13 protein-coding genes and 1 pseudogene are annotated in these 16,255 nt (G+C 69.9%); 8 read left to right on the top strand and 6 right to left on the bottom strand.

The window, feature by feature from the left end:
• Positions 1–5: 5 nt before the first annotated feature.
• Positions 6–743 (bottom strand): SDR family NAD(P)-dependent oxidoreductase, encoded by a 738-nt coding sequence (locus tag ACFWPX_RS31305; protein ID WP_378914864.1) that lies wholly within the window; start codon positions 741–743, stop codon positions 6–8.
• A 160-nt stretch (positions 744–903) separates the two neighbouring features.
• Between ACFWPX_RS31305 and ACFWPX_RS31300 the strand changes: the two genes are divergently transcribed.
• Complete coding sequence (locus ACFWPX_RS31300; RefSeq protein WP_378931551.1) at positions 904–1,506, top strand: TetR/AcrR family transcriptional regulator; 603 nt, start codon at positions 904–906, stop codon at positions 1,504–1,506.
• Between the two features lie 68 nt (positions 1,507–1,574).
• Here the strand turns inward: ACFWPX_RS31300 and ACFWPX_RS31295 are convergent, their stop codons facing one another.
• Entirely contained in the window at positions 1,575–3,302 is a 1,728-nt protein-coding gene (locus tag ACFWPX_RS31295) for a DEAD/DEAH box helicase (RefSeq protein ID WP_378914906.1), read from the bottom strand.
• Between the two features lie 362 nt (positions 3,303–3,664).
• On the opposite strand from ACFWPX_RS31295, the gene ACFWPX_RS31290 reads away from it, so the two are divergent.
• Entirely contained in the window at positions 3,665–4,663 is a 999-nt protein-coding gene (locus tag ACFWPX_RS31290) for a YihY/virulence factor BrkB family protein (protein ID WP_378931662.1), read from the top strand.
• On the opposite strand, the gene ACFWPX_RS31285 is transcribed toward ACFWPX_RS31290, so the two are convergent.
• Positions 4,633–4,872, bottom strand: a complete 240-nt coding sequence (locus tag ACFWPX_RS31285) for a DUF3039 domain-containing protein (RefSeq protein WP_056815556.1) — start codon at positions 4,870–4,872, stop codon at positions 4,633–4,635. The genes ACFWPX_RS31290 and ACFWPX_RS31285 overlap by 31 nt on opposite strands.
• Positions 4,873–5,015: 143 nt before the next feature.
• On the opposite strand from ACFWPX_RS31285, the gene ACFWPX_RS31280 reads away from it, so the two are divergent.
• Positions 5,016–5,372: a DUF3099 domain-containing protein gene (locus tag ACFWPX_RS31280; protein WP_378914908.1), complete on the top strand. Its 357-nt coding sequence runs from the start codon at positions 5,016–5,018 to the stop codon at positions 5,370–5,372.
• A 24-nt stretch (positions 5,373–5,396) separates the two neighbouring features.
• Here the strand turns inward: ACFWPX_RS31280 and ACFWPX_RS31275 are convergent, their stop codons facing one another.
• Positions 5,397–6,728, bottom strand: a complete 1,332-nt coding sequence (locus ACFWPX_RS31275) for an MFS transporter (protein WP_378931549.1) — start codon at positions 6,726–6,728, stop codon at positions 5,397–5,399.
• 289 nt (positions 6,729–7,017) lie between these two features.
• On the opposite strand from ACFWPX_RS31275, the gene ACFWPX_RS31270 reads away from it, so the two are divergent.
• From ACFWPX_RS31270 to ACFWPX_RS31260, 3 genes are all read left to right on the top strand, one after another.
• Positions 7,018–7,755 carry a VOC family protein gene (locus ACFWPX_RS31270; protein ID WP_378914872.1) on the top strand — a complete coding sequence of 246 codons (738 nt, stop codon included), beginning with the start codon at positions 7,018–7,020 and terminating at the stop codon, positions 7,753–7,755.
• Between the two features lie 208 nt (positions 7,756–7,963).
• Positions 7,964–9,463 (top strand): methyltransferase, encoded by a 1,500-nt coding sequence (locus tag ACFWPX_RS31265; RefSeq protein ID WP_378931547.1) that lies wholly within the window; start codon positions 7,964–7,966, stop codon positions 9,461–9,463.
• 169 nt (positions 9,464–9,632) lie between these two features.
• Complete coding sequence (locus tag ACFWPX_RS31260; RefSeq protein WP_056811283.1) at positions 9,633–10,601, top strand: sigma-70 family RNA polymerase sigma factor; 969 nt, start codon at positions 9,633–9,635, stop codon at positions 10,599–10,601.
• Between the two features lie 110 nt (positions 10,602–10,711).
• Here ACFWPX_RS31260 and ACFWPX_RS31255 read toward each other — a convergent pair whose 3' ends face one another.
• Positions 10,712–13,849 (bottom strand): GNAT family N-acetyltransferase, encoded by a 3,138-nt coding sequence (locus tag ACFWPX_RS31255; protein WP_378931545.1) that lies wholly within the window; start codon positions 13,847–13,849, stop codon positions 10,712–10,714.
• On the bottom strand, positions 13,842–15,083 hold the full coding sequence (locus ACFWPX_RS31250; RefSeq protein ID WP_378914878.1) for an acetoin utilization protein AcuC: 1,242 nt from the start codon (positions 15,081–15,083) through the stop codon (positions 13,842–13,844). The genes ACFWPX_RS31255 and ACFWPX_RS31250 overlap by 8 nt, the downstream gene beginning before the upstream one ends.
• Before the next feature lie 129 nt (positions 15,084–15,212).
• On the opposite strand from ACFWPX_RS31250, the gene ACFWPX_RS31245 reads away from it, so the two are divergent.
• Positions 15,213–15,899 carry a metal-dependent transcriptional regulator gene (locus ACFWPX_RS31245; RefSeq protein WP_378914910.1) on the top strand — a complete coding sequence of 229 codons (687 nt, stop codon included), beginning with the start codon at positions 15,213–15,215 and terminating at the stop codon, positions 15,897–15,899.
• 3 nt (positions 15,900–15,902) lie between these two features.
• Positions 15,903–16,061 (top strand): annotated as a pseudogene (locus ACFWPX_RS31240) (NAD-dependent epimerase/dehydratase family protein); the annotation flags it as partial.
• Between the last annotated feature and the right edge of the window lie 194 nt (positions 16,062–16,255).

Here is a 16,255-nt window from a genome sequence, read left to right as displayed (position 1 = left end):
CCCACTCAGGCGTTGGTGCCACCGTCCACGGTGAGGATCGCGCCGGTGATCGATCGGCCGGACGGTCCGGCGAGGAAGGTGACCAGGTCGGCGACATCGGCGGCGGCACCGAACCGGCCGAGGGCGTTGAACTCTCGTTGGGTCGAGGCGTGGTCGCTGGCCGCCGGGTTCATGTCGGTGTCGGTGGGGCCCGGCTGGACGAGGTTGACGGTGATGCCGCGCGGACCGAGTTCGCGCGCAAGGGCTTTGGTGAAGCCGTTGAGGGCCGACTTGCTCAGGTTGTACAGCGCCAGCCCGCCGAAGAGCGCGCGCTCGGACAGGTTGGAGCCGATGGAGATGATCCGGCCGCCCTCGCCGAGGTGCGGTAGCGCGGCCTGGCCCGCGACGAAGGCGGCGCGTGCGTGGATGTTCAGCGCGCGGTCGATCTCGTCGAGGGTGAACTCCTCGTAGGGCTTGGCCGGGAAGATGCCCGCGTTGTTCACCAGCACATCGAGGCCACCCAGTTCGCGCGCGGTCCGCTCGACGGCGGCGACGACCTGTGCGGCATCGGCGCTGTCGGCCCTGATCGGCAGCGCCCGCCTGCCCAGCGCCTCGATGTCGGCGGCGACCGCCTTCGCGGCGACCTCGTCGCGCTGGTAGGTGAACGCCACATCGGTGCCCGCGGCGGCCAGTGCGCGGGCGATGGCCGCGCCGATCCCACGGCTCGCGCCGGTTACCAGGGCCACAGTGTTACTGCTCGTCATCAGGCTCGCTCCAATTTTGTAGTGGTCGATACACAAATAGACAAGCGCATCCACACCCAGCCGTCAAGAGTTTCTTATCGATCGACACAGAAATAGCGGGCGGGCGGCGCGACCCCAGCTCGGCGCGGTATATTTACCGATCGGCACAGAAAGGTTTCGCATGGCAGAACGCGGGCGTCCCCGGGGCTTCGACCGTGAGGTCGCGCTGCGCCGGGCGATGGAGGTGTTCTGGGAACGCGGCTACGACGGCGCCTCGATGAGCGACCTCACCGCCGCCATGGGTATCAACTCCCCCAGCCTCTACGCCGCCTTCGGCGACAAGGAAGCCCTGTTCCGCGCGGCCGTCGAGCTCTACGGCCGCAGCGAGGGTTCCCACACGGCCAGGGCGCTGCGCGAGCAACCCACCGCCTACACCGCGATCGAGGCGATGCTGCGCGACAACATCCCCATCTACACCGACCCCGGCCTTCCGCACGGCTGCATGGTCGTCCTCGCCGGCGCGACCTACACCACCCGAAATGCCGCGGTCCGCGAATTCCTGGTCGAAGCCCGCCGCCGCACCACGGCCGACATCCACGCCAGGCTCGACCGTGGCATCACCGAGGGCGACCTCGCCCCCGGCACCGACACCGCTTCGCTCGCCATGCTTTTCAGCACTGTGCTCTACGGCCTGTCGATCCAGGCCAGAGACGGCGTCGGGCCCGACGAACTGAACATCGCCGTCGACAGTGCCATGCAGACACTGGCGGCCGCGACACGCTAGTGGAGCCGCGTGATCGGCGAACGGCCGGACAGGGGGCTACGGCCAGGGCGACCCGTCGGCGGGATCTCTCAGAGTCGGCGCAGGGCCGCGATGCGCTCGCCCAATTGATCGACACTGGCCAATGCGGTTGGCGGACCACCACATTCGCGGCGCAGCTCGCCGTGGATCACGCCGTGCGGTTTGCCGGTGCGATGGTGGTGCATGGCGACCAGGCTGTTGAGTTCGCGGCGCAGCTCGCCCAGTTTGTCGGAGGTCGCGACGCGTTCGGCGACGGCCGCGGGCTGGGGGGCGGACTCCTGGGCGGCGCTTCGGTCGGCGAGTTGGCGGGTCTGCCGGTCGCGCAGCAGCGCGCGCATCTGGTCGGCGTCGAGCAGACCGGGGATGCCGAGGTAGTCGGCTTCTTCGTCGCTGCCCGCGATCGTGGCGGTGCCGAAGGAGGATCCGTCGTAGATCACCTGGTCGAGTTCGGCGTCCGCGGCGAGCGCGACGAAGGACTTCTCGTCCTCACCGGGCTCGTCCTTGGCCTTGTTCGCGTCCATCAGCAGCTCATCGTCGAGGCCGTCCTTCTCACGATGCGGCTTGCCGATGACGTGATCGCGCTGCAGCTCGAGCTGCGCGGCCAGGTCCAGCAGCACCGGCACCGACGGCAGGAACACACTCGCGGTCTCCCCCGGCTTGCGGGCACGCACGAAACGGCCGATGGCCTGCGCGAAGTACAACGGCGTCGACGCGCTGGTGGCATACACGCCGACGGCCAACCGTGGCACGTCGACACCTTCCGACACCATGCGCACCGCCACCATCCACGGCTGGGTGCTCTTGCCGAACTCACCGATGCGCTGCGAGGACTGCGGATCGTCGGAGAGCACCACCGTCGGCCGCTCGCCGCAGATGTGTTCGAGCAGTTCGGCGTAGTCGCGGGCCCGTTCCTGATCGGTGGCGATCACCAGACCGCCCGCGTCGGGCATGCCGGAGGCGCGCAGCTGACGCAGGCGCATGTCGGCCGCGCGCAACACCGACGAGATCCAGTCGCCCGCCGGATCGAGTGCGGTGCGCCAGGCCCGGGCGGTGTGTTCGGCGCTCAGCGGTTCGCCGAGCCGGGCGGTGTGCTCCTCGCCCGCGCTGTCGCGCCAGTGCGCGTCGCCGGAGTAGGCCAGGAACACCACCGGACGCACGACGCCGTCGGCGAGCGCGTCGGCATAGCCGTAGGAGTGGTCGGCGCGCGAACGCGGGAAACCACCTTCGTCGGGCTCGTAGGTGACGAACGGGATCTTCGAATCGTCACTGCGGAACGGGGTTCCGGTCAGCGCGAGCCTGCGCGTCGCGTCGCCGAACGCCTCTTCGGTCGCCTCGCCCCAGGTCTTGGCGTCGCCCGCGTGGTGGATCTCGTCGAGAATCACCAGCGTGCGCCGGTTCTCGGTGCGTACACGGTGCCGGGTGGGGTGGGCGGCGACCTGGGCATAGGTCACGACCACGCCGTGATAGTCGCCCGAGGTCGCGCCGGTGGAGTTGGAGAACCGTGAGTCGAGCTGGATCCCGGTGCGCGCGGCGGCGGCCGACCACTGGTGCTTGAGGTGTTCGGTCGGGGCGACGACGGTGATCTGATCCACCGTGCGATCGGCCAGCAACTCCGCGGCAACCCGCAGCGCGAAGGTGGTCTTACCGGCGCCGGGTGTCGCGACCGCGAGGAAGTCACGCGGCTTGGTGGCCAGGTATTTCGTCAGCGCGCGCCGCTGCCAGGCGCGCAACGAACCCGATGGGGCACCTCCGGCGGCAGAATCGCCCGGTGTCCCCACTTGCTTCGCCGTAGCGGCACCACCCGACCCAGTCACGCAGACGACCCTAGCCGCCCGATGCGGCGTGTCGCCAAACCGACGCGGGGTGGGCGACAGGCATCACAACCGCACCCGTGGTCACCGGCCATTTACCTGTTACCCGCCGACACGATGCCCGGCCCGCACCACACGGACCACCGACGTGCGGGATGCTTGACACTGAGATGAGCAACGACCAGGTCCCGGCTGCCGATGCGGCGCACCCGCCGCACGCGCGCCCGCCCCGCGACTCGCCCGCGCGCCCAGCGGTCGCCGCGCAGGCCGCCCCGCAACGTCGCAGCGATCACGCGCCGTGGGTGCGCTGGCTGGCGACGGCGTGGCGGTTGGTGGTCCGGGTCGCGGTCAAGTGCTGGGACAACTCGATCTTCGCCAAGTCCGCGGCCGCGGCGTTCTGGCAGACATTGTCGCTGGCACCGCTGCTGCTCGGCCTGCTCGGCAGCCTCGGCTATGTGGGCGGATTGTTCGGGCCCGACACCGTGCAGATCGTGGAGAGCAAGATCATCGCGTTCAGCCGCGAGTTCTTCAGTCCGTCGGTGGTCTCGGATCTGATCGAACCGACCGTCGACGACGTGCTCGGCCGGGGACGCGGCGCGGTGGTGTCAGTGGGTTTCGTGCTGTCGCTGTGGGCCGGATCCTCGGCGATGGCCACCTTCGTCGACGCCATCGTGGAGGCGCACGGGCAGCAGGACGCCCGTCATCCGATCTGGCAGCGCATTTTCGCGCTGCTGCTGTACGTGCAGTTCCTGGTGGCAGCGGTGCTGATCCTGCCGGTGATCGCGCTGGGGCCGACCCGGATCGGGCGGGTGCTGCCCGAGACGTGGCGCGAGCCGGGATTGCGGCTGATCGACACGTTCTACTACCCGATCGTGGGCGTGCTGCTGATCTTCGGCCTGACCACGCTCTACAAGCTGGCTCTGCACAAATCTCTGCCGTGGCATCGGCTCCTCGGCGGTGCGCTGGTGGCCGGGGTCTTCTTCCTGGCGGCCAGCGACCTGCTGCGCCGGTACCTGTCGTGGATCACCGCCACCGGGGTGAGTTACGGCGCGCTGGCCACCCCGATCGCGTTCCTGCTGTTCACGTACTTCCTCGGCTTCGCGGTAATCCTCGGCGCCGAGTTCAACGCCGCCGTTCAGGAGTTCTGGCCTGCCCGGGCCACCCGGATCGAGCAGGTCAAGGAGTGGATCACCAGCCAGGTGCGCGGTGACGAGGAGGAGGACGACGAGCACGACGAAACCGCCGACGCCTCACCCGAGGCACCGGCGTCACCGGCGTCACCGACCGAGCACTGCGCTCAGTCGCCGTCCTTGCGCAAGCCCTCGTAGACCTTCTTGCAGTCCGGGCACACGGGCGAGCCGGGCTTGGCCGAACGCGTCACCGGGAAAACCTCGCCGCACAGGGCGACGACCATCGTGCCCATCACGGCACTCTCGGCGATCCGGTCCTTCTTCACATAGTGGAAGAATTTGGGGGTGTCGTCGCTGGTCGTCTCGTCGGTCGTGGTTTCCGGGCGTACCAGAGTGTCTGTACTCACGCCATCCATGATGCCGCATCCGGCGCCCGCACCGCTGACCAGCCGCGTGTGCGCTCGACGACGCAGAGTGGAAGACTCGGGGTATGCAGTCCTACGGCGATGTCCCAGGCGCCGACCAACCGAAGCCGGACCCGGAAGTGACCATGCCCACCGAGCCCAAGCCCTCGCGTGGGTTCTTCCGTCCCGCCCCCGCCGAACATGCCGTGCTGATCACCGAGGCCGCGCCCTCGCTCGACGAGCAGCATCGCGCCAGGGTGCGCCGCTACACGTTCATCATGGCCTTCCGAATCCCCTGCCTGATCCTGGCCGCGATCGCCTACAGCGCGTTCGAGAACCCGCTGCTGTCGATCCTGATCATCGCCGCCTCGGTGCCACTGCCGTGGATCGCGGTGCTGATCGCCAACGACCGGCCGCCGCGCACCAAGGACGAACCGAGCCGCTGGGACGGGCGCAACAATCAGATCGCCCTCGAATCCGGGCACCACAAGTCGATCGAATAGCCGGCCGACCCCGCTGGTTCTCCGCTACCCCGCCGTCTTCGGTCTGCGGACCAGCATCGACATGACGGCCGCGATGCCGCAGAGCGCGCCCGCGACATACCAGGCGAGGTCGTAGGAGCCCTGGAGGTCACGGATGAGGCCGGCGCCGGTGGCGGCGATCGCGGCGCCGACCTGGTGGGCGGCGAAGACCCAGCCGAACGCGATCGGGCCGTCGGCGCCGAAGAGCTCACGGCACAGCAGCACCGTCGGCGGGACCGTCGCGATCCAGTCCAGGCCGTAGAACACGATGAATACCCACATGCTCGGCTCGGTGTGCGGGCCGAGCAGCGACGGCAGGATCAGCAGCGACAGCCCGCGCAGCGAGTAGTAGCCGAGCAACAGGTAACGCGGGTCGACGCGGTCGGAGAGCCAGCCCGAGGCGATGGTGCCCGCCACATCGAAGATTCCGATCAGTGCCAGCAGGCCGGCCGCAGTGGTCGGTGGCATGCCGTGGTCGTGGGCGGCGGTGACGAAATGGGTACCGACCAAGCCGTTCGTCGAGGCGCCACAGATCGCGAATCCGCCTGCCAGCAGCCAGAATCCGCGCTTGCGCGCGGCCGAGGCCAACACCGTCAACGCCCGGTTCGCGCCACCGGCGATCGGCACCCGCGCCCCCGCGTCCGAACCGGCGGGCGCCCCATAGGCACGCACGCCGACGTCGCTGGGGTAGTCGCGCACGAACAACCACACCAGCGGCACCACCGACAGCGCCACCGCCGCCACGATCAGCGACGGCAACCGCCAGCCGTGCTCGGTGGCGAGCATCGAAACCAGTGGCAGGAACACCAGCTGCCCTGTCGCGCCCGCGGCGGTGAGCACCCCGGTGACCAGGCCGCGACTCTGGACGAACCAGCGTCCGGTGATGGTGGCGACGAACGGCATGGACATCGACCCGACACCGACGCCGACCAGCAGTCCCCACGTCGCCACCAGCTGCCACGCCTGGGTCATGAACACCGTCAGCCCGCTGCCCGCGGCGATCAGCACCAGCGCCGAACACACCACCCTGCGGATGCCGAATCGGTCCATCAGCGCGGCGGCGAACGGCGAAATCAGGCCGTAGAGCAGCATATTCAGCGAGATGGCGGTGGAGATCGTCGCGTGCGACCAGCCGAACTCGGTGTGCAGCGGGTCGATGAGGACGCTGGGAACCGAGCGGAAGGCGGCCGCGCCGAGCAGGGCCACGAATCCGACGCCCGCCACGATCCAGGCGGGATGGAGTCGACCGCGTTCGTCGGTGCCCGCTGCCGGCGTGTGGGTGAGGTTGTCGGCCGGTTCGTCGCCGGTGGGCGGCAGGGGCGCACGTAGATCGGTCACTTGCCCAGCGTGCCGGATCGGCGAAGGACGGACTAGTGGCCGGTATGACATGTTTCGTCGATATCCTGCCAACGCATACTGGCGAGCGGGCCTTGTCGACGGCCGCACACACTGTGCACCAAGAACTCTCGACTCCCGCACCCTGCACGCAAGGTTCCCTCGACCGCGGCGCTCGCGCAACTGGTCGACAGCGGCCCTCATGCCGCCTACCGTTCGGACAGGACTGCCGACAGTGCGACCGGAACGGGCCGACCGCTCGGCGAGTCCCGCATACCGGAAGGGAGACAGCATGATTCGCTGGACCTGGGCGTTTCTCGATCGACCCGTCGATACGTTCGCCGAGTGTGCGCGGTTCTGGGCGAAGGTCACCGATTCCACGGTGTCGGCGCCGCGTGGCGAGCACGACGAGTTCGTCACGCTGCTGCCCGCCACCGGACCCGCGTGGATCAAGATGCAAGCGGTCGGTGACGACGGGGGCATCCATCTCGACCTCGACGTCGACGACATCGCATCGGCGGTAGCGACCGCGACCGGCCTCGGCGCCCGCGTCACGGCCGAGCAGCCCGACTACACCGTGCTGGAATCGCCTGCCGGACAGACGTTCTGCCTCACCCCGGCCGCCGACCGATCGGGTCTCGGGCCCGCACCGGTCACGGTATCGACCGCACCCGACGGCACAGTGACCCGCCTCGACCAGATCTGTCTCGACCTGTCCCCCACCGACATCGACGCCGATACCGCCTTCTGGCAGGCACTCACCGACTGGACGCACAAGCCCGGCCGCCGCCCGGAGTTCTCCCGCCTCCGCGGCCCCGACCAGCCACTGCACTTTCTGCTCCAACGTCTCGACGACCCCGGCCCCACGGGCGCCCACGCCGACCTGGCCTCGTCGAACATCACCGCCACCGCCGCCTGGCACGAATCCCTCGGTGCCACCCGAATCACCGACGCCGAACACTGGATAGTCCTACGTGACCCAGGAAACGGCCTGTACTGCGTGACATCCAGGGACCCCTACACCGGCTGAGCCACCGCCGACATCGACCCACCGCGAACACAGTCGACGCGCCATCCGGCCCGACGGCTTTCGGTGCGCCGCGTGTTCACAAACCGCCGCAGCCACCCGCGCCGCTCAGGCGGCCAGAGGTCTGCGTACACGGCGACACGCAGCGGTAGCTGGTCGATCTCCGTGCTCACGGTCCTGGCAGAGTGGGCGCGTGCCTACGAACCCGACGATGACCGACTCCCTGCTCACCGCGCTGTGCCCGGACCTGCGCACCGCGCTGATCCGGGTCGGGTACGACGCCGACACCCTCGTCGAGGCGTTGGGGCCCGATGTACATGCGGCACTGAGTCGTTCGGAGCCGGTCCCGGTGCGGCGAGCCGCGCGGGCGGCAGGCGACCTCGGCACACTGGTGCGGTTGCTGCTGCTCGGAGACGTCTTGCCGGAGCGCGACGTCGCGACCGCACTGGCGCCGGTGCGCATCGACGCGGCGGTGGCCGCGGGTCTGCTGACGCGCGACGGTGACCAGGTGCGAGCCACGCTGGATCTGCGGCCCCTCGATGCAGGCGCGGGTACGCGGTGGATCCTGTCCGATCTCGACGATTCGATGCGGCGGCGCACGCTCACCTCCGATCACGTCCTCGGCGTCGGGCACGCGTCACTGTCGCTGCTGCGCGCGACACCGACCGAACCCGTCGGCACCGTCTTGGATCTGGGCACCGGCTGTGGCGTGCAGGCCGTGCACGCGGCCGGTTACGCGGGCCGGGTCACCGCGACCGACGTCAATGCGCGGGCCCTGTGGCTGGCGCAGGCCACGGCGGCGCTCAACGAACTCGAGATCGAGCTGCTCGAGGGGTCCTGGTTCGAACCGGTGGCCGGGCGGCGCTTCGATCAGGTCGTGGCCAATCCGCCGTTCGTGGTCGGTCCGGCACGCATCGAGCACACCTATCGCGACTCCGGGCTCGCTCTGGACGGCGCCAGCGAACTGGTCATCGGGCAGGCGCCCGCGCTGCTGGCACCCGGCGGCACGGCCGCGATGCTCGCCGCCTGGGTGCACGTGGACGGCGAGGACTGGCGGCAACGGGTGTCGAGCTGGTTGCCCGCCCACGGTGTCGACGCGTGGGTCGTGCAGCGCGACGTCGCCGATCCGGCCCTCTACGTCGGCACCTGGCTGCGCGACGCGGGCCTCGACCCCCGCGACCCGGCCGCCCAGGAACAGGCGGCGCGGTGGCTCGATGCCTTCGATGCCGCCGACGTCGAAGGAATCGGGTTCGGCTTCGTCTATCTGCGCGCGATCGACGGGCCGACCGAACTCCTCGCCGAGGACCTCACCCACGGTTTCGACGACCCGCTCGGCACCGAGGTGGCCGGGTATTTCGCGCGGTCCGCGTGGCTGCGCGCGGTGGCAGGCGACGAAAAACTCGCGTGGACATCCCGATTCGCGCCGAGCCCGGCGACCGCGCTCGAACGGGTGTACCTGCCCGGCGAGTTCGGCTGGACCGAGCAGGTGTCCCGGCTGCATCGCGGCGACGGACCACGCTGGCAGCACGAGGTGGACGAGTCGACGGTCGCCCTGGTCGCGGGAATGCGGCCCGACGGACTGCCGTTGTACGAACTGATCGAACTACTCGCCCTCGCCGACGGAGCCGAGCAGGTCACGCCGGAATTCGCCGCCCAGGCACTCGGCGTCGTCGCCGGACTCGTCCGCCACGGATTGGTCCGGCCCGTCTGAACCGGCCCGCGGTGGCAGCGAGTGGCGACCACGGCGCTCTTCTCAGGAACTTCTCAGCCGTTGGGGTGGGAACCAGCAGCTCAGAGCGGTTTATCGACCGCGGGAACGGGAACTTTCTCTAAGTCGGGTCCGTTGAACGGAATGAGACACCACCGACAGGAGGCAAGTCATGACAAGCCCCGCCACCACTCGTTTGCGCCCCAGCGAGGCCGATATCGACGCCCAGAGCCCCGCAGCCGATCTGGTACGCGTGTACCTCAACGGAATCGGACGCACGGCACTGCTCACGGCGGCCGACGAGGTCGAGCTGGCCAAGCGCATCGAGGCGGGCCTGTATGCCCAGAACCTGCTATCGACCGGTAAGCGGTTGACGGCGGCTCGCAAGCGTGATCTGGCGATCCTGGTCCGCGAGGGCTCCGCCGCCCGCTCGCACCTGCTCGAGGCCAACCTGCGTCTGGTCGTATCCCTGGCCAAGCGCTACACCGGCCGCGGCATGCCGCTGCTGGACCTCATCCAGGAGGGCAACCTCGGACTGATCCGCGCGATGGAGAAGTTCGACTACGCCAAGGGCTTCAAGTTCTCCACCTATGCCACCTGGTGGATCCGGCAGGCCATCACCCGCGGCATGGCCGATCAGAGCCGCACCATCCGGCTGCCAGTGCACCTGGTCGAACAGGTGAACAAGCTCGCCAGGATCAAGCGTGAACTGCATCAGCAGCTGGGCCGCGAGGCCACCGACGCCGAACTCGCCAACGAGTCGGGCATCCCGGTGGAGAAGATCGCCGACCTGCTCGACCACAGCCGCGACCCGGTGAGCCTGGACATGCCCGTCGGCAACGACGAGGAAGCCCCGCTCGGCGACTTCATCGAGGACTCCGAGGCCACCTCCGCCGAGAGCGCGGTCATCGCGGGCCTGCTGCACCACGACGTGCGCAGCGTCCTCGCCACCCTCGACGAGCGCGAACAGCAGGTCATCCGCCTGCGCTTCGGTCTCGACGACGGCCAGCCGCGCACCCTGGACCAGATCGGCAAGCTGTTCGGCCTGTCCCGTGAGCGGGTCCGCCAGATCGAGCGTGAGGTCATGTCCAAGCTGCGCAAGGGCGACCGCGCCGACCGCTTGCGCGCCTACGCCAGCTGATCCCAAATCTCGACGGCCCCCCGGGGTCGTCTGCCGAAACGCCGACCGGCGACCGCGAACCCCTCCCCTCCGGGTCGCGAGCCGGTCGGCGTTGTTCGTTCACCCGCACCTCAGGCCAATCGGCGGGGGCCGGTGTCGAAGCGGCTGGGTTCGGGGCCGATGCGGGCGCGGGCGTAGATGATCTCCGCCGATGCCGGGGCGGCCAGCACGGGGTCACAGGAGAGTTCGCGCATCTGGGGGATGTCGTCGAACAGGGCCGAAATGCGTTGGGCCAGTTCGGCGAGGGCTGCCTTGTCGACGCCCGCTCTGCCCGGTCCGTCCGACAGCAGCGGTGCCGCGCGTGGTGCGTCGATGAGTGCGGTCGCTTCGTCCTGGGTCAGCGGTAGAGCGCGGTAGGCACGGTCGCCGAGCAGGTCGATGATCATGCCGGAAAGGCCGAATTGGATGACCGACCCGAACGAGGGGTCATCGGTGACGCGCAGCACGCAGCCGACCCCCTTGGTCGCCATCCTCTGCACGTGCAGAAGTGGATCGCCGCAGATCTCCACCAGGTCGGTGTAGGCCTGACGGACCGCGTCCGGTCCCCACAGGTCCAAGCGCACCCCGATCAGATCCGGTCGGCGCCGCCACAGCTCCCCGGTCGCCTTGGCCGCGACCGGATAGCCCAGTTCCTCGGCCGCGGCGACCGCCTGTTCGGCATCACGCACCGCCCGGAACTCGACCACGTCGATCCCGTAGCACCCGAGCAGCAGCACCGCCTCCTCATCGGTGAGCCACCGGCCGCCCGATTCCGCCAACCAGCCCTCCACCAGGGCCGCCGCGGCCGCGGTGTCGATCCCGGGCGGGCGTACCACCGGCGAGATCGGTCGGTCCCGCCAGCGCGCGTACCGGTCGACCCTGGCCAGCGCACGCGCGGCCCGCTCCGGGTCCGGATAGGACGGGATGGATCCGCGCGCGGGTGCGCCCGCGGTGGTACGCACCGCCAGCTGTCGCGGAATGCCCGATTCGGCGACGAACGTGGTGAGCACCGGCTTGCCCGGCGCCGCCGCTGCGGCCGCCCGCAAGGCATCCCCGAAGCCCTCCATCGGCACCGGAACCGGCGGCGCGACCACGACGATCACCGCGTCGACCTCCTCGCTGCGTAGCGCAGCGAGGACCGCTTCCCTGAAGTCGGCCGGCGTGGCATCCGGTCCGAGGTCCACCGGCCCGTCCACGCCCACACCGACGACGCCCCGCTCGATGGGCCCGGCAATGTCGGCATCGTGCTCGCGAGGTTCGACGCTGTCCGCACCACGGCCCACGCGCCGAGAACTTCGCACGCCCCAGCCGGTCCAGCCGACACGATCCGCACCCTGCTCCGCACGATCGGAATCCCGTGCGGTCCGCCGCACACGATCTGCTCCCCGCCCGGCGCCTCCACGATCTGCGCCCCGGCCGACTCGCCCTGCTCGGTCCGCATCTCGCTCGGCCGCTGCTGCCGAATCCCGGTCGATCCGCAGAGTTCTGTCCGCACCTCGCTCGGCCGAGACCGCACGACCCGAATCCCGCTCGGTCGGCTGGGCGCTGTCCGCGACCCGCCCCTCGGACCGAGCGCTCTGCACGCCGGTCGGGCGGGCGCCGTGTACGCCGTGTTCGGTCGGGCGGGCGCCGGGACCCCGGTCGACAGCCGTCACGGGCCGGTACACGTGCAGACCTTCGCCGCGGGCGGCGTCGATAGCCAGCCAGTTCAGCGCGGCGCTGTTGCCGACCACGGCGACCCGGGGGCCCTTCGGAAGCGGCTGACAGGCCAGCAGGGCGGCGCAGTCGAACAGTTCGGAGATGGAGTCGACCTGGATGATTCCGGCCTGGCCGAAGAGGTCACGGACCACCGTGCGGTCCATGTCCGCACCTGCCGCGAGGCGCCCACTGCTCACCGCGACGATCGGTTTGCCGCGTGCCACCCGGCGCGCCAGCCGGGAGAACTTGCGCGGATTACCGAAGCTCTCCAGGTACAGCAGGATCACCTCGGTGTCGGCGGCGGTGTCCCAGTACTGGAGCAGATCGTTGCCAGAGACATCGGCTCGATTGCCTGCCGAGACGAACGTCGACAGACCGAGGTTGCGGGCCGCGGCCTCGCCGAGAATCGCCGCTCCGAGCGGGCCGGACTGGCAGAAGAAGCCGATCCGCCCGCGCTCGGGGAGGACGGGGGCCAGAGTGGCGTTCAGGCCCACCGCGGGGTCGGTATTGGCGATGCCGAGCGCGCTGGGCCCGACCACCCGCATGCCGTGTCCACGTGCCGCGGCGACCAGGTCGTGCTCGGCGGCCAACCCGGCCGCCCCGGTCTCGCCGAAGCCCGCGGTCAGCACGACCAGGCCCTTGACTCCCTTGGCCATGCAATCGTCGAGAACCGCCCCGATCGCGGCAGGCGGCACCGCCACCACCGCCAGGTCCACCTCGTCGGGGATCTCGCGCACCGTGGCGTAAGCGCGCACGCCGCGCACCGAACGCCGGTGCAGATTCACCGGGAACACCGGCCCGCTGAAACCGCCGGCGAGCAGATTCGCGAGCACGGCACCGCCGACCCGGGTCTGCTCCGGTGACGCGCCGATCACCGCCACCGAACCGGGTGCGAGCAGATTTCCGACGCTGCGCGCCTCCGAGGCCGCCTCCCGCGAATCCCGCACGGTGCGCAGCGCTTCGGTGGGGTCGATGGCGAATTCGAGGTGCACTTCGGAACCGTCGCGACTGCGCTGCAGTTGGTAGCCCGCCTCACGGAAGACCGTGATCATGGCCTCGTTCTCGGCCAGTACCTCGGCGACGAACGCGACCACTTCGTTCTCGGCGGCGGCACCGGCCAGATGCTCGAGCAGCACCGAACCGAGCCCGCGGCCCTGGTGCTCGTCGGCGATCACGAAGGCCACCTCGGCCGCGCGTGGGCCCGGCCGGGCGAGCAGCTCGTAGCGGGCAACGCCGATGATGGACGTGCCGAGTACCGCGACGAGACCGACCCGATCGCGGTAGTCGACGTGGGTGGTGCGGTACATGTCCTTCGGCGAGATCTGTGGGTACGGACCGAAATAGCGCAGATACCGGGTTCGATCGGACAGACCCGTGTGAAAGGCGGCGAGCGCGTCGGCATCGGCGGGCAGGATCGGGCGTAGCTGGACCACACCGCCGTCGGCGGCGAGTACATCGCCGTACCAGTGTTGCGGTGGCGCAGGCGGATTCGCGGGCGTGTCGGCGGTATCGGGCAGCAGTGGCTCAGTCACGGGGGTCCTCCGGGTCGAGCCCGAGCAGACCGAAACTCGCCCGCCGGGTGGCCGTGATAGCGGTATCGACCGCTCGCTGGGCGCGGATCTGGCCCGCGTCGCCGATCTCGGGTGTGCCGCCGGGGCCGTCCCAGGCCCGGTAGGCGGTGTCGCCGCCGTCGCTCATGGTCGTCGGTGGTTGCACGCGCGGCGCGGATGCTCGCACTTGTTCGATCCAGTCGGCGGGCACCGGCGTTTCGGGGGCCAGCGGCCGGTCGAGTGCCGCGGCGAGCAGGTGGGTCCAGGCACGCGGCACCACCCGCACCACACCGTATCCGCCGCCCCCGATGGCCAGCCAGCGCCCTTCGGCGTATTCGTCGGCCAGGTCCCGCATCGCGAGAAACGCCGCGCGCTGACCGTCGACGGTGAGTTCCAGATCAGCGAGTGGATCCTCGCGGTGGGTGTCGACACCGCACTGGCTGATGATGATCTGCGGCCGGAAGGCGGCCACCGCGCCGGGTACCACCGCGTGAAATCCCCTCAGCCACTGCGCGTCCCGCGTGCCGGGCAGCAGCGGCAGGTTGATCGAGGTGCCTTCGGCCGCCCCGACACCGGTCTCCTCGGGCCAGCCGGTATTGGGCCACAGCGTGGCCGGATGCTGGTGCAGCGAGACCGTGAGCACGCGCGGATCGGCATAGAACGCCCGCTGCACACCGTCGCCGTGGTGGACATCGACATCGAGGTAGGCGATGCGGTCGAAGCCGTGGTCGAGCAGCCACGAGATGGCGATCGCGGCATCGTTGTAGACGCAGAACCCCGCCGCCGAATCCGGCATGGCGTGGTGCATTCCGCCGCCGATGCTCACCGCGCGCCGAGTCCGGCCCGCCGCGATCTCGCGGGCGGCGGCGAGCGTGCCGCCGACGATCACCGACGCCGCCTCGTGCATGTGGGGGAACACCGGATTGTCGGCGGTTCCGAGCCCGTAGGCGGCGTCCTCGGGCGTCGGCGGTCCCTGCCCGGCCCGGCGCACCGCCTCGATGTAGGAGCTGCTGTGGACCCGCATCAGGTCGGATCGGGTGGCCGCGTCGGGTGCCAGCGGCTCGACACCATCGAGAAGACCTAGGCTTTGGGCCAGCGACATAGTGTATTGCAGGCGCGCCGGCTTCATCGGGTGCTCCGGACTCCAGGTGTAACCGAGGAATCGCTCGGTCCATACGACGGTCCCTGCGTGTTCGCTGCGCGGCGACGTGACCATGCTCGCCACGCTAGCCGGAAGCAGCGGCCCCCGTGCAGCGTTGACATGCAGTAGAAATAGGGCCGCTGGTCCGACGGGCGGGCCGGGGTTCGCGCGTGGGTAGAATTCGTGCTGACGAAGGGGTATCAGGTGAAGGATCTGGTCGACACCACGGAGATGTATCTCCGTACCATCTACGACCTCGAGGAAGAGGGCGTGGTGCCCTTGCGGGCGCGTATCGCCGAACGCCTCGAGCAGAGTGGTCCGACGGTGAGCCAGACGGTCGCGCGGATGGAGCGCGACGGCCTGCTGCTCGTCGCCGGCGACCGCCATCTCGAACTCACCGACAAGGGCCGGTCCATGGCCGTGTCGGTGATGCGCAAGCACCGGCTGGCCGAGCGGTTGCTGGTCGACATCATCGGATTGGACTGGGAGAACGTGCACGCCGAGGCGTGTCGCTGGGAGCACGTGATGAGCGAGGAGGTGGAGCGGCGCCTGATCGAGGTGCTCAACCACCCGACCACCTCGCCCTACGGCAACCCGATTCCCGGCCTGGACGAACTCGGCCTCAGCGACGCTCCCGCCCCCGAGGAGAAGCTGGTCCGGCTTTCCGATCTGCCCAACGGCGCGCTGCACGCGGTGGTCGTGCGCAGGCTGGCCGAGCACATCCAGACCGACCCCGAGGTCATCGGGCGGTTGCGTGAGGCGGGCGTGGTGCCCGACGCACGCGTTACCGTGGAGACCAAACCGGGTGCGGTATTGATCACGGTGCCGGGTCACAACGGTTTCGAACTGTCCGAAGAGATGGCGCATGCCGTCCAGGTGAGGCTGGTCTGATTCGTGAAACTCCTTGTCACCGGCGGCGCCGGCTATGTGGGTGGCGGCTGCGCCGCAGTGCTGCTCGAAGAGGGCCACGAGGTCGTCGTCGTCGACGACCTCTCGACCGGTAACGCCGACGGCGTCCCGGCCGGTGCCCGATTCGTCGACGGCGATATCGCCGTGGGCCCCCCCCCACAGGTGCGGGGCCCAAACAAAGTCAGCGGGCGAGAAATAAGCGCCCCCGCGCCGGGGGGGGGGTGGGGGGGGGACCCCCCGCGCTCCGCGGGCCCCGTGGGGGGGGGGGGGGGGCGCGGGGGGTCGGGGGTGTGGGTGGGGGGGCGCCCCACGGTGCGGGCAAGACCACCACCCTGCGC

It is taken from the genome of Nocardia sp. NPDC058518, assembly GCF_042719655.1.
Classification (GTDB): Bacteria; Actinomycetota; Actinomycetes; order Mycobacteriales; family Mycobacteriaceae; genus Nocardia.
Note: the sequence above shows the minus strand (reverse complement) of the source record. Positions and strands in the feature narration are given on the sequence as shown.

Coding starts and splice junctions, on each gene's coding strand:
- ACFWPX_RS31270 (WP_378914872.1), top strand. CDS start 7,018: ATGATTCGCTGGACCTGGGCGTTTCTCGATCGACCCGTCGATACGTTC.
- ACFWPX_RS31300 (WP_378931551.1), top strand. CDS start 904: ATGGCAGAACGCGGGCGTCCCCGGGGCTTCGACCGTGAGGTCGCGCTG.
- ACFWPX_RS31280 (WP_378914908.1), top strand. CDS start 5,016: ATGCCCACCGAGCCCAAGCCCTCGCGTGGGTTCTTCCGTCCCGCCCCC.
- ACFWPX_RS31265 (WP_378931547.1), top strand. CDS start 7,964: ATGACCGACTCCCTGCTCACCGCGCTGTGCCCGGACCTGCGCACCGCG.
- ACFWPX_RS31305 (WP_378914864.1), bottom strand. CDS start 743: ATGACGAGCAGTAACACTGTGGCCCTGGTAACCGGCGCGAGCCGTGGG.
- ACFWPX_RS31260 (WP_056811283.1), top strand. CDS start 9,633: ATGACAAGCCCCGCCACCACTCGTTTGCGCCCCAGCGAGGCCGATATC.
- ACFWPX_RS31250 (WP_378914878.1), bottom strand. CDS start 15,083: ATGGTCACGTCGCCGCGCAGCGAACACGCAGGGACCGTCGTATGGACC.